Consider the following 16,912-nt stretch of genomic DNA (forward strand, 5'->3'; position numbering starts at 1 on the left):
ATTTTTAGTCATCAGTCCAATTTATTATAGAGCCCTTATAATGAGCTAGGTGTTTTAAATTACAAAAAAGTAAGCGCTTGCAAAATTTGAAATGGTGTATTACTATACTTGTATACAAGTTAACGTATTGAGGTGAAAAGATGGAACAACATTATCCGAAACAATGGAAAAACAGAATGACTACAGGGGAAAGTATCGCTGCGGAACTTAGGTTTCAGATTGTTAATAGTACGCTTGAACCCGATACATTACTAACTGAAAATCAAGTGGCTAAACAATTCGATGTCAGTCGCTCTCCAGTTAGAGATGCATTTAAATTGCTGCAAACGAATCAACTCATTCACCTCGAACGTATGGGTGCAAGGGTTCTTGAATTTGGTGAACAAGAAAAGAAAGAATTATATGATTTGAGATTAATGCTTGAATCCTTTGCATTTTCAAAATTAAAGCATATTGATAGAAAAAAAGTGATTAAAGAAATGAAAAAACATTTAGAAATGATGAAAGTCGCTGTTCAATTTGAAGATGCTGAATCCTTTACGCAACATGATCTTCAATTTCATGAAGCATTGATTCATGCCTCTCAACATCATTATCTTCAAACATTTTGGAATCATTTGAAACCCATTGTAGAAGTACTTGTATTATGTTCAATGAGAGAGCGAATGAGAACAAATAAAGAAGATTTTGATAGAATACACCGTAATCATTCGATATTTATAGAAGCGGTAGAACGTTATGATACGGATACGTTAAGAGAAGCGTTTCATTTAAACTTTGACGATGTAGGTAAGGATATTGAAAGCTTTTGGTTACAATAAATAGAAGGAAGAAGGAATACATATGAAATACATGATTGGAGTAGATATTGGAACAACAAGTACAAAGTCAGTACTTTATGATGAACAAGGTCAATTTATTACAAAGCATCATATTGGCTATCCATTACATACGCCAAATGTTGATGTTTCAGAAGAAAATCCTGACGAATTATTCGATGCCGTATTAATGACAGTCAAACATGTGATTCGCGAATCTGGGGTGCATAAAGAAGATATTAAATTCATTTCTTTTAGTGCGCAAATGCATAGCTTAATTGCATTAGATAGCCAACACGAGCGCTTAACTGAAAGCATGATTTGGGCGGATAACCGTGCGAATCGATATGCTGACTTGATAAATGAGCAATATGGGGGACATGACATTTATAAACGCACAGGTACACCCATTCATCCTATGTCACCACTCTCTAAAATCTTTTGGATGAAACATGAACAACCAGATATTTATCAAAATACTGCAATGTTTGCGGATATTAAAACATATATTTTCTATCAACTTTATGGAAAATACGTGATTGATCACTCTATGGCTTCAGCAACAGGTATGTTTAACTTACAACAGTTAGATTGGGATCAAGAAGCACTTGAATTACTTGGTATTTCAGCATCTCAATTACCTCAGCTTGTACCAACGACACATATTTTAAAAGGGATGAAAAAACGTTATGCCACATTGATGGGTATTGATGAAAATACACCGGTTGTAGTTGGCGCAAGCGATGGCGTGTTATCAAATTTAGGCGTCAATAGTTATAAAAAAGGGGAAGTTGCAGTCACAATTGGGACATCAGGTGCGATTCGTACAGTTATTGATAAGCCGCGTACAGATTATAAAGGTCGCATTTTCTGTTATGTCTTAGATGAAGACCATTATGTGATTGGTGGACCGGTCAACAACGGGGGTGTCATTCTTCGATGGTTAAGAGATGAATTACTCGCCAGTGAAGTTGAAACAGCAAAACGCTTGGGAGTGGATCCTTACGATGTGCTTACTAAAATAGCGAGTCGTGTTAAGCCAGGTGCAGATGGCTTAATTTTCCATCCGTATCTTGCAGGAGAACGTGCACCCTTATGGAATGCGAATGCGCGTGGCTCATTCTTTGGCTTAACATTGTCACATCAAAAAGAACACATGATACGCGCTGCACTTGAAGGGGTGTTGTATAACCTTTATACCGTCTATTTAGCACTTATCGAAGTAATGAATGAAACACCAAATACGATTAAAGCAACAGGTGGCTTTGCGAAAAGTGAAGTATGGCGTCAAATGATGGCAGATATTTTTGATACGGATGTCATCGTACCAGAAAGTTATGAAAGTTCTTGTCTAGGTGCGTGTGTCCTTGGTTTAAAAGCATTGGGAGATATTGAAGATTATTCAATTATCGAAAATATGGTTGGTACGACTTATGCACATCAACCGAACCAAGATACAGTAAATATGTATCAACAACTTGTAACGATATTCATAAACTTAAGTCGTACGCTTGAAGATCGCTATGAAGAAATTGCAGATTTTCAACGTAAACATATGAATTAATCGACGTATTTAAATAAATGAAACATTAAAGGGGAGAAGACAAATGGGAACAATATGGACACTAGCAAGTGTGGTCATTGGAATCGTATTACTATTAACATTGATTATTTTCTTAAAACTCAACACATTTATTTCATTAATTATTACATCTATTGTAACGGCCATCTTATTAGGTATGCCTTTAAATAAAGTAATGGAAACGATAGAAGCAGGTATGGGCGGCACCCTAGGTCATATTGCATTGATTTTTGGATTAGGCGCAATACTTGGTAAATTACTGGCAGATGGTGGAGGCGCCAACCGTATTGCGGATACACTGATTGATAAATTTGGACCAAAACATGTTCAATGGGCAATGTTGATTGCAGCTTTCATCGTTGGTATTGCATTATTCTTTGAAGTAGGATTAGTATTACTCATTCCACTTGTTTTTACAATTGCTAAACGTGCGAAAGTGTCACCACTGAAACTAGGATTACCTATGGTAACAGCATTATCTGTGACACATGGTTTTTTACCACCACATCCTGGTCCAGTAGTTATAGCAAAAGAATTAAAAGCGAATATTGGACATGTGTTACTATATGGGATTATTATTGCCATTCCAGTGACACTCATTGCAGGTCCAATCTTTAATAAATTTGCACAAAAACTCATCCCATCTGCTTATACACGTGAAGGGGATATTTCAGCACTTGGTTCACAAAAAGAATTTAAAGCATCTGAAATGCCAAGTTTTGGTTTAAGTATTCTCACTGCTGTATTACCTGTTATTTTAATGTTATTATCAACGGTTGTTCAATTAGTGACTGGACATGAAAATGCTAAAAGTCTGTTTGAACAAATCATTTACTTTATCGGTACAGCAGGTACAGCGATGTTAATTTCAGTCATCTTTGCTATTTTTTCAATGGGCTTACATAGAGGAAGAAAAATGGATGACATTATGAAATCTGTAACGAATGCTATTTACCCAATTGGGATGATGATTTTAATTATTGGTGGTGGCGGTACATTTAAACAAGTTCTCATTGATGGTGGTGTAGGGGATACGATTGCTAAGCTATTCGAAGGTTCAACTATGTCACCTATCTTACTAGCATGGATTGTCGCTGCAGTATTACGTATTGCACTAGGTTCAGCAACAGTCGCAGCGATTTCAACAACAGGTATCGTCTTACCATTATTACAACATTCAGATGCCAATGTGGCACTTGTCGTACTTGCCATTGGTGCAGGGAGCGTTATCTTATCACATGTTAATGATGCTGGATTCTGGATGTTCAAAGAATATTTCGGATTGACTGTGAAAGAAACATTCTTAACTTGGTCATTACTTGAAACCATCATTTCAGTATCGGGCATCATCTTTATCTTATTCATTAGTTTATTTGTATAACTTATCAAAGAAGTGAGAGAGAAATCATTGAATTTCAATCTTGCTTCTTATTTTTTATATCATGGAAGAATACAGTCAATCGCTATGAATGACAATAAAAGAATGATAAACTTACTTATAATATAAAAGACAGAATGCGCAAAGGAGATATTCGAGTTTGAAACAGATAAAGAAAGCCATCATACCTGCGGCTGGTTTAGGGACACGTTTTTTACCAGCGACAAAAGCCATGCCTAAGGAAATGCTTCCTATTTTAGATAAGCCAACGATTCAATATATTGTTGAAGAAGCGGCACGTGCGGGCATTGAAGATATTATTATTGTGACTGGTAAACATAAACGTGCGATTGAAGATCACTTCGATAATCAAAAAGAATTAGAAATGGTCCTTGAAGAAAAAGGTAAAACAGACTTATTAGAAAAAGTACATTATTCTACAGATTTAGCGAATATCTTCTATGTACGCCAAAAAGAACAAAAAGGATTAGGACATGCCATTTATACTGCACGTCAATTCATTGGTAACGAACCGTTTGCAGTATTATTAGGTGATGATATCGTAGAATCTGAAGAGCCAGCAATTAAACAATTAATGAATGTATATGAAGAAACAGGACATTCTGTTATTGGGGTGCAAGAAGTGCCTGAAAATGTGACTCACCGTTATGGCATTATTGATCCATTAGAGAAACAAGGTCGCCGCTATGAGGTGAAACAATTTGTTGAAAAGCCTGAACAAGGTACAGCACCTTCTAATTTAGCGATTATGGGACGTTATATTTTAACGCCAGAAATTTTCGATTATTTAAAAACACAAAAAGAAGGCGCCGGTAATGAGATTCAATTAACCGACGCAATTGAACGTATGAATAGTGCGGTTCCAGTGTATGCATATGACTTTGATGGTGATCGTTATGATGTTGGAGAAAAATTAGGATTCGTTAAAACGACAATAGAATATGCGTTAAAAGATCCTAAAATGAAAGAAGAACTTGTAACTTTTATTAAACATTTAGGATTATAATAATTAAAGTGCCTAAGACATTGAAGAACAAGTGGTTATTCTTCAATCTTCTTAGACACTTCAATCTCATCAAAACTAAACCTAAAAACAGGACACACCCTATTTTCCGCTAAGGCGTGCCCTGATTAGAGAAGATATAAATTGTCGACAAACACTTCTCTAATCATAAATCCTCAACATCCCAGAAAATTTTTTTCTGAGAAACTTTTCCTCAGCGTCTTAGGACTTCTCCTAAGACATTTTTATTATATAATATAAAATTTGAATATCATAGATGTTGCAATAGCAATAATTCGACTAATAATATCACTTTTCGAGAAAATTAAGATTTTCTTGGATAAGTGATATTTTATTTTTAAAGAAACTCAATTCTAGTAGATTATTGATGAAAAAGCGAAGTTTGATAAAATTATAATAAATAAACTAAAACAGAGGTGTTATTTATGAAAAAAAATATTAACGTTGTTGGTGCAGTCATTTATTCAGAAAATAAAATCCTATGTGCACAACGTAATGAAAATATGAGTTTACCTCTAAAATGGGAATTTCCAGGGGGAAAAATAGAAAAGGGAGAAACAGAAGAAGAAGCTTTAATTAGAGAAATAAACGAAGAAATGAAATGCGATTTAACTGTAGAAAATAAAATAATAGCAGCTGAATATGAATATGACTTTGGGATTGTTAACCTTACAACTTATAAATGTACATTAAATAATGAAATGCCAACTTTAACAGAACATAAAGAAATAAAATGGTTAGAACCCGATGAACTTGCTAAATTAGATTGGGCGCCTGCTGATATCCCAACTGTAGAAATAATCGTTAAAGGTAAAAATTAATGGAAGACAAACTAATATTAAATCTAAATCAGTCCTTAAAAAAAGGATTTATTGATAAAAACCTGACAAATGAAAGTAATTTAACTCCTAAGTTACTTGTAAATAATAAAAATCAAAACGTGCTTACTTCTATTATTAATGAATTAGAAAAATGTTATTCTTTTTTTATATCTGTAGCATTTATAACAGAAAGTGGTTTGGCAAGTTTAAAAACTATATTCAATGATTTAAATCGTAAAGGGATCAAAGGTAAGTTAATCACTTCTAATTATTTAGGTTTTAATACACCTAAAATGTATAGAGAATTATTAAAACTAGAAAATATAGAAGTTCGATTAACTGATGTAGAAGGCTTTCACGCTAAAGGATACATATTTGACCATAAAGATTACTCTTCAATGATTATAGGAAGTTCCAATTTAACATCGACTGCTATGAAAATAAATTATGAACATAATATTTTATTATCTACTCATAAAAATGGAGAGTTAATTTATAATTTAAAAAATCAATTTGAAGTGCTTTGGGAAAATAGTATAAGTCTAAATTCTCAATGGGTTAATGATTATGAAGAAACATTTGAGTCTAAATTATATAAAGATTTTCTGAAAATAAATAGAGAACAAAATCATCTGGTTAATCGTTTTAAAAAATCTAATGAAATCCAACCTAACATTATGCAAGAAGAAGCATTAATGTCTTTAAAAAAACTTAGAAATTCTGGAGAGAAGAAAGGATTAGTAATTTCAGCAACTGGAACAGGTAAAACGATTTTATGTGCCTTAGATGTTAGAAACTATAATCCTCAAAAATTTTTATTTATTGTTCATAATGAAGGTATTTTGAAAAAGGCAATGAAAGAATTTAAAAAAGTTTTTCCGTTTAATCAAGAAACAGATTTTGGTTTTTATACTGGTAAATATAAAGATATCGAAGCAAAATATCTTTTTGCAACAATTCAAACATTGTCTAACAATAATAATTATGAGATTTTTGATAAAAAAGAATTTGATTATATTGTTTTTGATGAAGCTCATAGAACAGATGCGTCGACCTATCAGATTATAATGAATTATTTCCGACCTAATTTTATGCTTGGTATGACTGCTACACCTGAAAGAACTGATGAGGGAAATATTTTTGAGTTATTTGATAATAACGTTGCTTATGAAATTAGGCTACCTAAAGCTTTAGAAAGTGATATTTTATGTCCATTTCATTATTTTGGAGTAACTGATTACATTCATAATGGTGTAACAAGTGATGATTATACTGAATTAAAAGATTTGACTTCAGATAAAAGAATAAAACATATTATTGAAAAAACAAATTATTATGGATACTCAGGTAGTCAGTTAAAAGGACTTATTTTTGTAAGTCGAAAAGAAGAAGCGATTGAAATAGCTGAAAAATTATCTCTTAATAATATTCCGAGTAAAGCTTTAATAGGTTCAGATACTCAGAATAAGAGAACAAAAGTAATAAATGAATTGATTAATGGAAAAATCAATTATATTGTCACTGTTAATTTATTTAATGAAGGAATAGACATTCCAGAAGTTAATCAAATAGTGATGCTAAGAAGTACTCAATCCAGCATTATATTTACTCAACAACTTGGAAGAGGCTTAAGAAAAAGTTCGGAAAAAGAGTTTGTAACGATTATCGACTTTATTGGAAATTATGAAAATAATTATTTAATTCCTATTGCTTTATCAGATAATCAATCTCATAACAAAGATGACTATCGAAAATTTCTGACTGAACCTAATGAATTAAGTGGTGTGTCAACTATTAACTTTGAGGAAATAGCTAAAAAGAAAATTTTCAAATCAATTGATCATGCTAATTTAAATAGTATTAAAATAATAAAAGAAGCATTTGAAAACGTAAAAGAAAGAATAGGTAGAAGACCTATGCTTATGGATTTCATTACTCAAAATTCTATTGATCCGAAAGTCATTATATCTAAATTTAATAATTATTATTTATTTTTGAAAAAGTATAATTATATTGGGAAAATTTTTAGGAAAGATGCTGTAAAAAATCTAACTTTTTTATCAAAAGAATTACTACCAGGCTTGAAAAAATCTGATTATGAAGTCTTAGAGAATATGATAAAAGGAAATGATTATTCGCTAAAATCTGAGGATGATATGAAAACTTCTTTAAATATTTTGTCGTTAAATTACTTTGGTAAAAATGAAAAAGAAAGGTATGGAAGTCCAATTGTAGATCCTAATACAAAAAGACTAAGTAAAACTTTTTCTGAATATCTTAAAGACAAAGATTATCGATCATTTGTTTTTGATATTTTAAATTTGGCAAAATATTATAATGAAAAAATTCAAAATTCAGGGAATGACTTAATTTTATATAATCAATATACGCGCTTAGACTTTCTTAAATTAGTCAATTGGAGAAACGATAAAAAAAACATGGCAAATAATATATATGGATATAGAGTGCTTGATGAATATATACCATTATTTATTACTTATCATAAATCAGAAGATATAGATGATAGTATAAAATATGAAGATCATTTCTTAAATCAAGAAGAGTTGGCTTGGGTTTCAAGAAAAAATGTATCTTTAAAGAATAAAGAAATAAATCAAATTATTAATCATAAAGAGGATGGAAAGACAATATATATTTTTGTTAAGAAAAATGACTCTGAAGGCTCGCAGCACTATTACTTAGGAGAAGCTGAGTATATGAAAGGTAGCGCAAATGAGACAACTAATGTCACAGAAGATAAGATTGTAACTATGAATTTTATAATGAAAACTCCAATTAGGGATGATATTTATAGATATTTAGTAAATTAAATAGCGATTTATCGTTAGTTTTAATTAAATTAAATAAATTGAGTGAATATGTATTTAAACTTATTTTATCACTAAATATTTTTTAGAAAAGAAGCATAAGATTTAATGATTTTATGCTTCTTTTTTTAATTAATTAGCAAAGAATTTGAAAGAATTGAAATTTCTTCTATTCCCTAACATACTTATCATTTAAATTCAACTTACATGTGAAAAAATGAACAAACAAATTTTTAAATTATTGAACTATTTGTGAAAATCATCACATACCCCTTTTAAAATAAAAAAAAGCGTGTATGATAAGAATTGTAAGGAATAAGTAATTGGAGTGATACTAATGAGAAAGGTAATAGAAGGCGTTATTTTTTCTGAAGAAGGTAGCTACGATATTTATTTAAAAACAGGCGTAAACCAAGGATTAATTAGTGATATAAAAGATGGATATATGACAATTGATTCAATGTCGTATTTAGATGCTGAACGTTTATACTTCTATGGTCTCGAACGTAAAACACTAGTTACAAATTAAAATACAGAATTGAATGACCTCCTATAACATTCATGAACGTATAATGTCATGCCCTCGTTGGTGAGCAATCGAGGGCATACCCTAAATATACCCCCAATCATTTTTGGATAATGTGTTAAAACCCACATCTCACTTCCCTTGATGTGGGTTTTTTATTATAAAGATTTAAAGTTGTTCTTCACTTCGTTATATTGATACTCTTGATTATACAATTTGAACTTATAGCCATCTTCACTAGAAAAAGGCATTCGAATATTTGGAATGTGATCCATTCGTGCAATAAATTCTCTTTCTTGACGTGTGCGTTCTTTGACACTCATGTTTAACCATTCTTCTTTAGTAAATAAATCTTCGAAACGAAATGAAAAACTTGTGCGGCCTACTTTTTGACGTAATGCTTGAACTAATGGACTAAAATCTTTCGCAATCACAGACATATTCTATTCCCCTTTATTTATAGTCATATATATCTTCACTTTATTACGTTTACTTTTAAATTACAATCTATAATTGAGACTTTAAATTGATACAGACGTTTATTTATAGAGAATTATGGAAATTGAATGAATAAATAACAATAAAGGATGATGAATATGGCTAAATTAACAGATAAAGTTGCGATTATTACAGGTGCGAGTAGTGGAATTGGTGAAGCAACAGCCAAACGACTTGCTGAAGAAGGTGCTAAAGTTGTGCTAGCTGGTCGTAATGATGAGAAGTTACAACGTGTTGCAGAACATTTGAATGAAGGAGACTATCTTATTACGCCAACCAATGTGATGTATCGTGATGATGTGGATGCTCTTGTAGAAAATGCGATTGCTAAATTTGGAAAAATTGATATCTTTGTCAATTGTGCAGGCATTAACTTATCTTCTAAAATCACAGATTACAAAGTAGACGATTGGGATAAAATGGTTGATACGAATATTAAAGGATTGTTATATGGTCTGAATGCTGTACTTCCTCATTTTGAAGAACAATCTAGTGGTCATATTGTCAATATGGCATCTATTTCAGGCTTTGAAGTTAATAAGACGAGTGCATTATACAGTGCAACGAAATCTGCTGTATTACGTATTGTAGAAGCTTTAGAAAAAGAGCTTGCGCGAACGGGTATTAAATCAACCAGTATTTTACCAGGAATGGTAGATACACCTATGACAGAAGGATATGACTTTGGTGATAGAAAGAAATTAGATCCTGAGAATATAGCTGATGCGGTAATCTATGCAGTGACGCAACCTGCACATGTAAACGTTAATGAAGTCGTCGTTCGTCCAGTTTAAATCTAATGAGAATAAGAGCGTTTCTTGCCTATGGTAGGAAACGCTCCTTTTTACCCTTCAATATTAGTGTTGAAATGTTACACTTATATTGAAAGATCATATAACTTAAAAGGGTGATAAAGTGATGGAACAACGTTTATTTGAATTGTTAGATGGATTAGTTAAATATAATACGGAGAGTCCTCCTGGACGTAATACGGATCCTTTACAAGATGACATTGAACATTTATTAAAAACACTAAATTTTGATATTCAACGTGAACATTTATATGAAAATGATAGTGTTATCGTCGCAACATTAAAAGGGGAAGATGAGGATGCACCTAAATTAATTCTCAATGGTCATGTAGATGTGGCGAATGTGGACGATGATTCTAATTGGCAATATCCACCGTTTCAACTGACTGAAAAAGAGGGATGGCTATATGGTCGTGGTGTGAGTGATATGAAAGGCGGTATGGCCTCGCTGTTTTATGTGCTTGAAAAGTTACATCAAGAAGGACGACGACCTAAAGGAGATATTGTCGTGCAATCTGTAGTAGGAGAAGAAGTGGGTGAAGCGGGGACGAAACGCGCATGTGAAATCGGTCCTCAAGCAGATTTGGCATTAGTATTAGATACAAGTGAAAATATGGCACTTGGACAAGGTGGGGTCATTACAGGATGGATTACGGTTAAAAGTAAGAATACCATTCATGATGGCGCACGTAGTCAAACGATTCATGCAGGTGGAGGTTTATTTGGTGCGAGTGCAATTGAAAAAATGACCAAAATCATTCAAGCACTGAATGAACTCGAACAACACTGGGCAGTGATGAAACATAGTCCTGGTATGCCACCAGGTGCGAATACGATTAATCCAGCAGTGATTGAAGGGGGACGCCATCCTGCTTTTATTGCTGATGAATGTCGTTTATGGATTACGGTTCATTATTTACCGAATGAAAGTTATGAAGACGTTACAAAAGAGATAGAAGCGTATTTAAATCGTGTTGCAGATGCAGACATTTGGTTGAGAGAGAACCCGTTACAGTTCGAATGGGGCGGTGAATCAATGATAGAAGATAAAGGAGAAATTTTCCCAAGTTTTACGATTCCATTAGAACATCCCGGCTTTAAACAATTACAAGATGCGCATTATCACGTTCATCATAGCGAAATGAAACATGGTATGAGTACCACAGTGACAGATGGAGGTTGGACAGCTCATTTTGATATTCCAACCATTTTATATGGTCCAGGTAGTTTAGAAGAAGCTCATAGTGTGGATGAAAAGATAGAAGCACAAGAACTTCAAACTTATAGTGATGTGTTATATACATTCTTAAAACACTGGTATGAACATCCTGAGAAATAAATTAAAAAGCCAAGTCGTGCTTATGAATGACACGACTTGGCTATTTTATAGTCATATTATTTTTTTAATGTTTTTCGAAGACGATTGACCCAGCTAGCTCTTCTTTTGGAAACGACGGGCATTCCTGAAGGCTGGGTTGTCTCCTTTTTTAGCTTTTTACCATATTTAACTGCTTCTTTCATCAAGTAAGCTTGTGAATTTAATGGTGATAAATCATTTTGAACGTAATGATAATCACCATATTGATCTTGATAACGTCCTTTTTGATTATCAGATAATTGTAAATTCATAAAGTCTACAAGACGTTTACCGATTTCTTTATCTTCTACAGGGAATAAGATTTCAACACGTTTAATCATGTTACGTGTCATGACGTCTGCAGATGATAAATAAATACGTTCGTCACCATTATTGTAGAAGTAGTAAATACGAGAGTGTTCTAATAGACGACCTACAATACTGACAACTTCAATATTTTCGCTGACCCCTGGAATGCCTGGTTTTAGGCAACAGATACCGCGAATAATGAGTTGAATTTTAACACCTGCTTGAGATGCTTCAAATAATTTTTCAATGATGGCCTTATCAGTTAAGGAGTTCATTTTCATCATAATTTTACCGTTACCATGTTGACGATGACTTGCAATTTCTTTATCAATGCGATCAATAAAGACGTCACGAATATCGAATGGTGCGACAATTAATTTATTATATTCAGGTTTAACTGAGTAACCACTTAAATAGTTAAAGAAATTAATGGCATCTTCAGCAATTAATGTATCTGTCGTAATGACACCCATATCTGTGTATAGTTTTGCAGTTTTATCGTTATAGTTACCTGTACCTAAGTGTACGAATGAAGTTAATTCGCCACCGATACGTTTAACGACAAGAGCAATTTTACTATGCGTTTTTAAATGGGTCATACCATAAATAACGTGACAACCTGCATCTTCTAACATACGTGCCCAATGAACGTTATTTTCTTCGTCGAAACGTGCTTTTAATTCTACAAGTACAGTCACTTGTTTACCATTTTCAGCCGCTTCTTTTAAGCTTTTAATAATGGGTGAATCTTTACTTACACGATAAAGCGTTTGTTTAATCGCAATCGTGTTAGGATCTTCAGCTGCTTCACGAATAAAGTCTACGATAGGCTCAAATGATTCGTACGGGTGATGGAAAAAGACATCACGTTTTAATGCAAGATCATACACATTATTGTTACCTAATGAACGTGGAATTTGTGGTGTATATTTATCATATGTTAAATATTTCAATTTATGGGATAGATGGTCAACTAAGCCAAAGATAAATGTTAAATCTAAAGGTCCATTAAGTAAGTAAACGTCTTGTTCATCTACTTCTAAAGTGTCTGTTAACCATCCTAAATCTTCGATAGACGCTGTACGATTGTCGACTTCTAAGCGTACAGCAGAACCACTTTTACGTTCTTTTAAGAAGCGTTCAATTTCGATAAGTAAGTCTTCAGCGCCATCTTCATGAATCGTTAAATCAGCATTTCGAGTAATTCTAAATGTAAAGGTATTTAATACTTCATAGCCTGTAAATAAGTGATTGATGAAGTGTGTAATGACATCTTCTACCATGACTACATATTGTTTTGAACCTTCATTATAAGTTAAAAATCTAGGGATAAGAGATGGAATTTGAACAATCGCTGAGTTAATGGCATCATCTGTATCGATGTCTACGAAGATATTTAGACTTTTATTATTTAGTTTTGGGAAAGGATGGTATGCATCTATACCAAGTGGTGTTAACGTTGGTAAAATAGTTAGTTTAAAATCTCTTTCTAACTTGCTTAAAATAGAGTCAGATAAGTTTTCTGGTTTACACATAACAATGTCATAATTGCGTAATTCTTCGATAAGTTCGTTATAGCGTTCATATTGCATATTGACATATTTTTTAGCTTTTTCTTGAATCGCATCTACTTGTTCTTGTGGTGTCATTTGTGTTTTATTTTCAGGTTTATCGAATCCCATTTTTACTTGGTCTTTTAAACCAGCCACACGCACCATGAAGAATTCATCTAAGTTCGAACTAAAGATAGATACAAAATTTAATTTTTCTAATAGTGGATTGTTGTTATCATAAGCTTCTTGTAATACACGATAGTTGAAATCTAACCAACTGAGTTCGCGATTATTATAGTACTTCGGCAAGCTAATATCATAGTCTCCCAATTGAGTTTGCATATTCAAAATACACCTCGTCATTTCTTCGATTATCAATCTTTCTATTTGTAAACATATATAGTCTATGACAGAACTATCTACCTATAATATAACATACAAATTTTAAGATTTTGTAAAGACAATGGATACTGATCCTTTAAGAATCTTTTCGATATGCTTTTTCTGTCTTAATGCTTGATATTTCTCAGCAATCGGTTCGCCTTCAGTATAATGTACGGTCAGTTCATAATCGTCATTGCCTTTTTTCGTTTCTTTTAAAGTCACGTCTTCAACAAAGCTAGTTTGTGAAATATTTAAAGCATTCACAAATTTAATAATGCCACCTAATGCTTGAATGGTTTCAATTTCCTTATTACTGAACCAATCTGTTTCTTTACAATAGAACTTAAGTAAAGATTTATTTTTAAAACTTGCTAAAAGGGCGAGTTTAACGCGATCTTTATGTGTATAACCATTAATCATTGAGTTCGCAATAATATAATACGTATGTGGAGAACTTGAATCTGAATCAATAAATCTACCTAAATAATAAATATAGGTCGCTTCTTCAAAGAGACGTTGCTCTGTGTCATTAATCTTTAAATCACCTAAATCCATTAATTGTTTTAATAAAGATTGCGCTAATTTTAGACGACCTTGTGAGCTACGTTCTTCGATGTGATAGTCATGTGCTAAGAAATAAATCGATTCTTTACGCACATTATTTTTGTCAAATACATCTGGATAGCGTGAGCGAATTTGTTTAATAATATAGCCTTCACGTAAACCATTTCTTGAAAATGTGAATTGCTTCGCATCTATTTTTTTATAAAGTGTCTTAAATACTGACACCGCTGGAAGAATAATATCTGCACGATCGCGACTTAATCCATCTAGGTTATTTAACTCATCACGTGAACTTTTACGTATAATATCGTACACTTCATCAATATCTTTATCTGACATTGTATAATTGTGTACGCCACTTATAGGATAAGTGTGTTCAGATTGATGGATACGTGCTACGTTACGTGCAGAACCACCGACACCGACTAATGCAACGTCTTGATCTTTAAGCCAATCTAATGTACTAAATTGTTGAGATAAGAATTTCTCCATATCTTTGATCGCGCCTTTATCATTGTGGTCTTTGCCATCAAAGAATTTACGTTTTAACGTTACTACACCGAAAGGAAAACTATGTGATTCAAATAATTCTTTATCCTTAAATAAAGTAACTTCAGTTGAACCACCACCGATGTCTACAGATACACCATTTTCAATTTCCGTAGTATGAGTAATAGCATAGTAACCATAATATGCTTCGTCTTTTTCAGGAATAATTGAAATTTCAATATCAAGTTCATCTTTCACTTTTTTAACAATGTCATCCTTGTTCTCAGATTGACGAATCGCTGCTGTTGCGATAGGATGCAATTCTTTTACTTCAAATTTTTCAGATACAGATTTAAAACTGCGTAATGCTTCAATGAGCACTTTAATACCTTCTTGACTCATTTTATTTTCTTTTGTCAAATATTGACTCAAGCGAGCAGGCGTTTTAATGTTGAGCAATTCATTTAATCCTGCCTCTTTGCTAAATTTAAAGATAACTAATCTAATCGTATTCGAGCCAATATCTATTAATCCTATACGTTCTTCCATCATGGCCTCCTAAGTCTTTCAATACTTCCTATTATAGTTTTATTTTACATGAATTTTATTAATAGAAAAAGATACGAATCATATTTACATTTCTTTGGATATAGAAAAGAATTCAATTGTAAAACGATTTCATTTTTAGTATCACGTTTAATCTGAACTATTTAGTGGAAGAATAAGGTTGTATTAGAAAACAAGTTCACTAGGAGTGTGACAAGATGAGACGTTTAGAAAATAAAATTGCAGTCATCACAGGTGCAAGTACAGGTATTGGACAAGCATCGGCAAAAGTGTTAGCGCAAGAAGGAGCACATGTCTTAGCACTTGATATTTCAGATGAATTAGAAAAAAACTGTAGATGACATTAATCAAGAGGGCGGTAAAGCGACAGCTTATAAAGTTGATATCTCTCAAGATCAACAAGTGAAAGATTTTGCTGAGAAAGTTAAACAAGACTATGGTCACATTGACATTATCTTCAACAATGCAGGTGTAGATAATGGGGCAGGACGTATTCATGAATATCCAGTTGAAGTATTTGATAAAATTATGTCTGTCGATATGAGAGGTACATTCTTAGTAACGAAATTCTTATTACCATTAATGTTCGATAATGGAGGTTCAATCATTAATACAGCTTCATTCTCAGGACAAGCAGCAGACTTGTATCGTTCTGGTTATAATGCCGCTAAAGGTGGCGTCATTAATTTCACTAAATCGATTGCGATTGAATATGGCCGTGAAAATATTCGTGCGAACGCGATTGCACCAGGTACCATTGAAACACCGCTTGTAGATCATTTAGCTGGTACATCTGAAGATGAAGCGGGTAAAACATTCCGCGATAATCAGAAATGGGTCACTCCACTTGGTCGTTTAGGACAACCTGAAGAAGTAGGTAAATTGGTTGCTTTCCTAGCATCAGATGATAGTTCATTTATTACAGGTGAAACGATTCGTATTGATGGTGGTGTGATGGCATACACTTGGCCTGGTGAAATGTTAAGTGAAGATAAATGGAAACATTCTGTAGAATAAATCATAGTGGATATATTAGCGTTTAAGTGTGAGAGATGGCTTCAGTATGAGGCTGTCTCTCGCTTTTTATGTATTTAGATAAATTATTCTATTTTATAAAAATGTTATAATGTTGTTGTCGTCTTTCCTTTAGACGGTAGTACGTTTAAAGGAGGTGAAGTTATGACGTTAATATTTGTACTCGTTATTGCACCTATATTAAATAGGTGGCTCAATATATTGTTTGATTATTGGTTTGAACAATATAAGAATAAAAAAGACGGCAGATAATCCAATACACAAAGAACCCCTAGTCTAGGGCAATAGACTAGGGGTTCGTATCGTTATGACGTTAATACTCGTTAATATAATGTTAACATAAGTA

Annotated in this window: 12 protein-coding genes and 1 pseudogene; 10 read left to right on the forward strand and 3 right to left on the reverse strand. The window is 32.8% G+C overall.

What is annotated here, in order from left to right; genetic code table 11:
- The first annotated feature begins 140 nt into the window (after positions 1 to 140).
- From HMPREF2629_RS07970 to HMPREF2629_RS08000, 7 genes are all read left to right on the forward strand, one after another.
- Positions 141 to 821, forward strand: coding sequence for a GntR family transcriptional regulator (locus HMPREF2629_RS07970; protein ID WP_049379289.1), 681 nt, complete (start codon positions 141 to 143; stop codon positions 819 to 821).
- Positions 822 to 843: 22 nt separating this feature from the next.
- Complete coding sequence (gntK, locus tag HMPREF2629_RS07975; RefSeq protein WP_049413701.1) at positions 844 to 2,382, forward strand: gluconokinase; 1,539 nt, start codon at positions 844 to 846, stop codon at positions 2,380 to 2,382.
- A 43-nt stretch (positions 2,383 to 2,425) separates the two neighbouring features.
- Positions 2,426 to 3,781 (forward strand): gluconate:H+ symporter, encoded by a 1,356-nt coding sequence (locus tag HMPREF2629_RS07980; RefSeq protein WP_070813268.1) that lies wholly within the window; start codon positions 2,426 to 2,428, stop codon positions 3,779 to 3,781.
- A 157-nt stretch (positions 3,782 to 3,938) separates the two neighbouring features.
- Complete coding sequence (gene galU / locus HMPREF2629_RS07985; protein ID WP_048680479.1) at positions 3,939 to 4,805, forward strand: UTP--glucose-1-phosphate uridylyltransferase GalU; 867 nt, start codon at positions 3,939 to 3,941, stop codon at positions 4,803 to 4,805.
- A 443-nt stretch (positions 4,806 to 5,248) separates the two neighbouring features.
- Positions 5,249 to 5,644 (forward strand): (deoxy)nucleoside triphosphate pyrophosphohydrolase, encoded by a 396-nt coding sequence (locus HMPREF2629_RS07990; RefSeq protein WP_048762213.1) that lies wholly within the window; start codon positions 5,249 to 5,251, stop codon positions 5,642 to 5,644.
- Positions 5,644 to 8,475, forward strand: coding sequence for a DEAD/DEAH box helicase (locus HMPREF2629_RS07995; protein WP_061544298.1), 2,832 nt, complete (start codon positions 5,644 to 5,646; stop codon positions 8,473 to 8,475). Before HMPREF2629_RS07990 ends, HMPREF2629_RS07995 begins: the two co-directional genes overlap by 1 nt.
- A 334-nt stretch (positions 8,476 to 8,809) precedes the next feature.
- Complete coding sequence (locus HMPREF2629_RS08000) at positions 8,810 to 9,001, forward strand: hypothetical protein (RefSeq protein ID WP_002448449.1); 192 nt, start codon at positions 8,810 to 8,812, stop codon at positions 8,999 to 9,001.
- A gap of 155 nt (positions 9,002 to 9,156) precedes the next feature.
- Here HMPREF2629_RS08000 and HMPREF2629_RS08005 read toward each other — a convergent pair whose 3' ends face one another.
- Positions 9,157 to 9,438: a DUF1413 domain-containing protein gene (locus HMPREF2629_RS08005; RefSeq protein ID WP_049382416.1), complete on the reverse strand. Its 282-nt coding sequence runs from the start codon at positions 9,436 to 9,438 to the stop codon at positions 9,157 to 9,159.
- A 156-nt stretch (positions 9,439 to 9,594) separates the two neighbouring features.
- On the opposite strand from HMPREF2629_RS08005, the gene HMPREF2629_RS08010 reads away from it, so the two are divergent.
- Together HMPREF2629_RS08010 and HMPREF2629_RS08015 are read left to right on the forward strand one after the other, a co-directional pair.
- Complete coding sequence (locus tag HMPREF2629_RS08010) at positions 9,595 to 10,290, forward strand: SDR family oxidoreductase (protein WP_070813269.1); 696 nt, start codon at positions 9,595 to 9,597, stop codon at positions 10,288 to 10,290.
- 124 nt (positions 10,291 to 10,414) lie between these two features.
- On the forward strand, positions 10,415 to 11,647 hold the full coding sequence (locus HMPREF2629_RS08015; RefSeq protein ID WP_070813270.1) for an acetylornithine deacetylase: 1,233 nt from the start codon (positions 10,415 to 10,417) through the stop codon (positions 11,645 to 11,647).
- 56 nt (positions 11,648 to 11,703) lie between these two features.
- Here HMPREF2629_RS08015 and HMPREF2629_RS08020 read toward each other — a convergent pair whose 3' ends face one another.
- Together HMPREF2629_RS08020 and ppx are read right to left on the reverse strand one after the other, a co-directional pair.
- Positions 11,704 to 13,869 carry an RNA degradosome polyphosphate kinase gene (locus HMPREF2629_RS08020; RefSeq protein WP_017175012.1) on the reverse strand — a complete coding sequence of 722 codons (2,166 nt, stop codon included), beginning with the start codon at positions 13,867 to 13,869 and terminating at the stop codon, positions 11,704 to 11,706.
- A 102-nt stretch (positions 13,870 to 13,971) separates the two neighbouring features.
- On the reverse strand, positions 13,972 to 15,513 hold the full coding sequence (ppx, locus tag HMPREF2629_RS08025) for an exopolyphosphatase (RefSeq protein ID WP_070813271.1): 1,542 nt from the start codon (positions 15,511 to 15,513) through the stop codon (positions 13,972 to 13,974).
- Between the two features lie 215 nt (positions 15,514 to 15,728).
- Here ppx and HMPREF2629_RS08030 point away from each other — a divergent pair.
- A pseudogene (locus HMPREF2629_RS08030) lies at positions 15,729 to 16,548 on the forward strand (SDR family oxidoreductase).
- Positions 16,549 to 16,912: the final 364 nt, after the last annotated feature.

This window comes from Staphylococcus sp. HMSC034C12 (genome assembly GCF_001835895.1).
Lineage (GTDB): Bacteria > Bacillota > Bacilli > Staphylococcales > Staphylococcaceae > Staphylococcus > Staphylococcus hominis.

Bases quoted from the DNA above. Each gene is read 5' to 3' on its own strand.
- HMPREF2629_RS07970 (WP_049379289.1), top strand. From the start codon at position 141: ATGGAACAACATTATCCGAAACAATGGAAAAACAGAATGACTACAGGG.
- gntK (WP_049413701.1), top strand. From the start codon at position 844: ATGAAATACATGATTGGAGTAGATATTGGAACAACAAGTACAAAGTCA.
- HMPREF2629_RS07980 (WP_070813268.1), top strand. From the start codon at position 2,426: ATGGGAACAATATGGACACTAGCAAGTGTGGTCATTGGAATCGTATTA.
- HMPREF2629_RS07990 (WP_048762213.1), top strand. From the start codon at position 5,249: ATGAAAAAAAATATTAACGTTGTTGGTGCAGTCATTTATTCAGAAAAT.
- HMPREF2629_RS07995 (WP_061544298.1), top strand. From the start codon at position 5,644: ATGGAAGACAAACTAATATTAAATCTAAATCAGTCCTTAAAAAAAGGA.
- HMPREF2629_RS08000 (WP_002448449.1), top strand. From the start codon at position 8,810: ATGAGAAAGGTAATAGAAGGCGTTATTTTTTCTGAAGAAGGTAGCTAC.
- HMPREF2629_RS08005 (WP_049382416.1), bottom strand. From the start codon at position 9,438: ATGTCTGTGATTGCGAAAGATTTTAGTCCATTAGTTCAAGCATTACGT.
- HMPREF2629_RS08010 (WP_070813269.1), top strand. From the start codon at position 9,595: ATGGCTAAATTAACAGATAAAGTTGCGATTATTACAGGTGCGAGTAGT.
- HMPREF2629_RS08015 (WP_070813270.1), top strand. From the start codon at position 10,415: ATGGAACAACGTTTATTTGAATTGTTAGATGGATTAGTTAAATATAAT.
- HMPREF2629_RS08020 (WP_017175012.1), bottom strand. From the start codon at position 13,869: ATGCAAACTCAATTGGGAGACTATGATATTAGCTTGCCGAAGTACTAT.
- ppx (WP_070813271.1), bottom strand. From the start codon at position 15,513: ATGGAAGAACGTATAGGATTAATAGATATTGGCTCGAATACGATTAGA.